General features: G+C 76.4%; 1 protein-coding gene and 2 pseudogenes. 1 reads left to right on the top strand and 2 read right to left on the bottom strand.

The genetic code is table 11. The annotated features are described in order from the left end of the window. Positions 1 to 390, top strand: a pseudogene (locus DZF91_RS27250) (NYN domain-containing protein); the annotation flags it as partial. 12 nt (positions 391 to 402) lie between these two features. On the opposite strand, the pseudogene DZF91_RS27245 reads toward DZF91_RS27250, so the two are convergent. Together DZF91_RS27245 and DZF91_RS27240 are read right to left on the bottom strand one after the other, a co-directional pair. Continuing rightward, positions 403 to 543: pseudogene (locus DZF91_RS27245) on the bottom strand (response regulator transcription factor); the annotation flags it as partial. A 202-nt stretch (positions 544 to 745) separates the two neighbouring features. Further along, on the bottom strand, positions 746 to 4,020 hold a 3,275-nt coding region (locus DZF91_RS27240), incomplete at its 5' end, for a BTAD domain-containing putative transcriptional regulator (RefSeq protein ID WP_328589220.1).

The following is a 4,020-nucleotide window of genomic DNA, read 5'->3' as shown; positions in this document are numbered from 1 at the left end:
GGTGAGACCGCCCCGGCCGCCGCGCGGGTCGCCGGGCGGGCCAACCACGCCGCTCCCCCGGCGCCGACCCCGGCCACGGTCGCCGCCGCCCTGAACGCCGCCGCCGCGTCCCTGTCGGAGGGCAAGCTCGGCCCGGACCGCGCGCACATGCTGGAGATCGGCGAGCACGTCGCCCAGAAGTGGATCTTCGAGCGGGGCCGGGACAACATCCGCGACCTGCTGCCCGGCCCGATCCTGCCGCCGGTCATCGACAAGGAGCTGCTGATCGAGGCGGAGAAGGAGCTCGGCGGCTCGCTGCGCCCCTACCAGGAGGCCCGCACCTGGCTGCGGGACGGCTTCTGGGAGCGCGTGTACCGCGAGTTCGGCATCGGCATCGGCACGTCCGACTGACCCGCACTCGTCGCGCAGGCCGAGCTTGCCCAGCACGTTGCTGACGTGCGTCTTCACCGTGTGCTCGCTGACCACGAGGACCGCCGCGATCTCCGGGTTCGACAGGCCGCGGCCGAGCGACCGCAGCGTCTCGCGTTCGCGCGCCGTCAGCACGGCCAGCCGCTCGTCCGACGGCGCGCGGACCACCGCCCCGGAGGTGAACTCGGAGATCAGCCTCCGCCGTGCGCCATCTCGTCGCCGTCGGCGGCCGTCGATCCCACCCAGACGTCGATGCCGATCTGCGTCGCCGCCGCGACCGCCCCGCCAGCCCGACGACGGTCGCGGCGGTGGCGACGACCCGGCCCCCCGGCGCGGGTCAGTGGGACGGGACGCGGCGGTACTGGGGGACGAGGTCCTCGATCAGCGCCTCGGTCTCGGGCTGGAGCGGGTCGTATCCGGCGAACGAGCGCAGTTCGTCCGCGACCGCCCGGACGGCCTCGTCGTCGCCGGACGCCCGCGTCGCGCGGAGCAGGTCCCGCCACAGGGCCTCCTCGCGGGGCGCGAAGCGCAGCCCGGCGCGGGACGCCTCCACCGCGCCGCGCACGTCGCCCGAGTCGAGCCGCAGGACGGTCAGCCGGTGCGCGACGTCCACGACGCGGGCCCCGGCCTCGTACTCCAGAGGCTCGGTGGCGAGCCAGCCGTACCGGCCGCGCGGACGGTCCGCCAGCAGCGGGCCGCGGACGAGGTCGAGCGCGTACGACATGTACGCGGCCTCGGACGACGGCTCGGCCGCCGACCGCCAGATCAGCCAGCGGAACACCGACCAGTCGACCCGGACCTCCGAGCCGAGCCGGATGCGCCCGCGCTCGTCGTGGTAGAGGTTCGGACGGCCGCGCGCGTCGCGTCCGACCCAGTCGGCGACGCGCGCGACGCACGCGTCCCGGACGGCCTGGCTCACCCCGCGCGGCCACACGGCGCCGCCGAGCACGGTCGGGTGCACGCCGTTCGGATGCGTCGCAAGGTAGACGAGGACCTCGGTGCACAGGTCGCGGCGCGCGTCGTCCATCGGTCCGGGCGCGTCCACCTCGATCCGGCCGAGCAGCCGGATGTCCACCGACGAGCGCCCCTCGCGCGGCGGCTCGGCGGTGCTCTCGGCGGACGGCTCGGGCAGCGGCACGGCCTTCAGGTCCGAGGCCGTGCGGAACAGCTCGAACACGCCCCGGTACTGCTCCTCCGGGACGAGCTGCGCGTCCACCTCGAACCCGAGGACGCCGGCGTGCAGGCGTCCGGCCTCGTCCACGTCCCAGGTCCAGGTGGCGCCCTGGACGTCCCCGGCGACGAGGTACCCGGCGGCCATCCGGGTGCCGGTGCGGGCGAGCGCGACGAGGCGGTCCGCCTCCTGCTCGGTGGGCGCGTCCGACATGATCAGGTAGTGCGGCATCCACGCCTCGCCGAACACGCCGCGCGCCCGTCCGGTGAGCACCGAGTCGACCCCGGACGCGGCGAGCGCCTGCCGGACCTCCTCGCTGCGCGCCTCCAGCTCGGGCAGCGCCTCGACCAGCGTCGGGACCGCGCGGACCCGGTCCGGCGCGACCTCTGCCAGACCCTCGCCGAGCTCCTGGCCGAACCCGACCAGGGTGATCCGCATGTGGTCGGACCAGCGGTTGGTGGCCAGTTCCAGGGCGAGCGCGGCGAGCGCGGCGCGGCGGTTGGCGTCGTCGCCGCGGATCGCGATCAGGCCGTGCGCGGCTTCGAGGTCGACCAGGATGCGCCCGGTCTCGTTCGTGCCGAGCGACACCAGGCCGGGGTAGGGCGCGAGGACGTCGGCGAGGCCGTCCTCCGAGACGTCCGCGGCGCGCAGCCGCCACACCTGGCCGCCGTCGTAGGCGCGCCACGGCGCGGGCGGCTCCGGATCGGCGGGCGCGATCCACAGGTCCATGCTCTCGGAGCCGAGGTGGACGGCGTAGACGGTCGGCAGGGCGCGTCCCTCGGCGGCGAGCGCCCGGGACAGCATCCGCAGGCCGACGTCGAGGAGCCGCGCCCCGTGGTCGTCCGCGCCGACGCGCAGCGCCTGCTCGGCGGCGGCGGCCTCGCCCCGCGGCCGGACGATCATCTGCCCGAACGCGCGGTGCCACATCTGCGTCCGGCGGCGGCGTCCGAGCGCGCTGAGGAGTCCGGCGGCGAGCAGCGACGCGGCGGCGAGGCCCTGCGGCCAGGAGACGTTCCGTCCGACCGGCGCGCCGGTCTCGTGCTTCTGGTCCGGCTCGCTCGTCCCGGACGCGCCGTCATGGCCCGTCGGGGACGGCGTGGTGTGCCCGCTCCCCGGCCCGCCGCCGCTGGGCGACGACTTCCCGGGCGTGTCGGGGGGCGTCTGCTGGTGCGCGGGCGGCGGCACCGGCACGTGGGCCGACCTGCTGGGCGCGGGCGCCGACTGACTGGGCGCAGGCGCCGGAACCGACTGGCTGGGCGCGGGCGCGGGCTGACGTGGCGCGGGCGCGGGTGCCGGAGCGGACTGGCTCGGCGCGGGCGCGGGATGCGTCGGCGCATGACTGCCCGGAGCGGGCGCGGGCTGGCTCGGCGCCGGATGAGTGGCGGGCGGCGACTGGTGAGCAGGAGGGGGCGACTGGTGAGCCGGAGGCGGCGTCTGGTGAGCCGGAGGCGGCGACTGGTGGACGGGCGGCGGTGTCGGATGGCTCGCGGGCGGCGTGGGGTGGCTCGCGGGCGGCGTGGGGTGGCTCGCGGGCGGCGTCGGCGCGTTCTTCGCCGGCGGCTTGGGCGTCTCCGGCTTCGGCTTCTCGTGCGGGACGGGGTGTCCGTGCCGGAAGTAGTCGTGCAACTGGTGCGCAGGGATGACCTGCGCGCCCTTGGCGTCCGCGGGCATCTGCAGGATCCAACCCGGACGGATCAGGCTCGCGATGTGCAGGCGGCTGCCGTCCGGCTGGACGTGCCCCTTGTTCAGCTCGAAGATCTCGTTGTAGCGGCGGCCCTCGCCGAGGCACTTCTCGGCGATCTCCCAGAGGCTCTCGTGGTGCCGTCCCTCCGGCGGGTTCACCCGGTAGATCTTGGTCGTGGCGGTCTTGTCCACCGGGTGCGCGCCGAGCGTCTCGGCCTCCGCGCGGTCCGGCGCGGAGGCGGCGGGCGCGGCCGGGCGGTCCGGAACGGCCGTCACCGGCAGCCGGTGGTACTGCTCGGTCTGCGTCGTCGCGGTCGGCGGCCGGACCGACAGCTCCCGGCCGCTGAACGCGGGCACGATCGCGCTGGTCGCGGTGAACAGCAGCAGCGCCGCGACGACCAGCCGGTGGACGAGCGACTGCGTCCCCCCGGCGAGCGGGACGCGCGCGGGCACGCCGACGCCGCGGATGCCCGCGTACACCTCGACCACGACGCAGAGCGCGAGCTGCAGCCAGGCGAGCCACACCAGCGCCACCAGGATGGCGAGCAGCGCGGACGGCCCGATCCGCTGCGTCAGGTCGGACATCGCGGGGACGTGGTCCGGGACCGGGGAGCCGAACAGCGTCAGCAGCGCGTACGGGACGCCGATGAGCAGCGCCGCGAGCGCCAGCAGCGCGCCGACGCCGGTGAGCACGTCGCCGGCGCCGCGGCGGCGCCGCGGTGGCACCGGCCGCCGCCGCCCCTGCCCGAGGCCCGGAC

The organism is Actinomadura logoneensis (assembly GCF_003428695.1).
Lineage (GTDB): Bacteria > Actinomycetota > Actinomycetes > Streptosporangiales > Streptosporangiaceae > Spirillospora > Spirillospora logoneensis.
The sequence above is the reverse complement of the archived record's forward strand: the minus strand, read 5'-3'. Positions and strand labels throughout refer to the sequence as shown.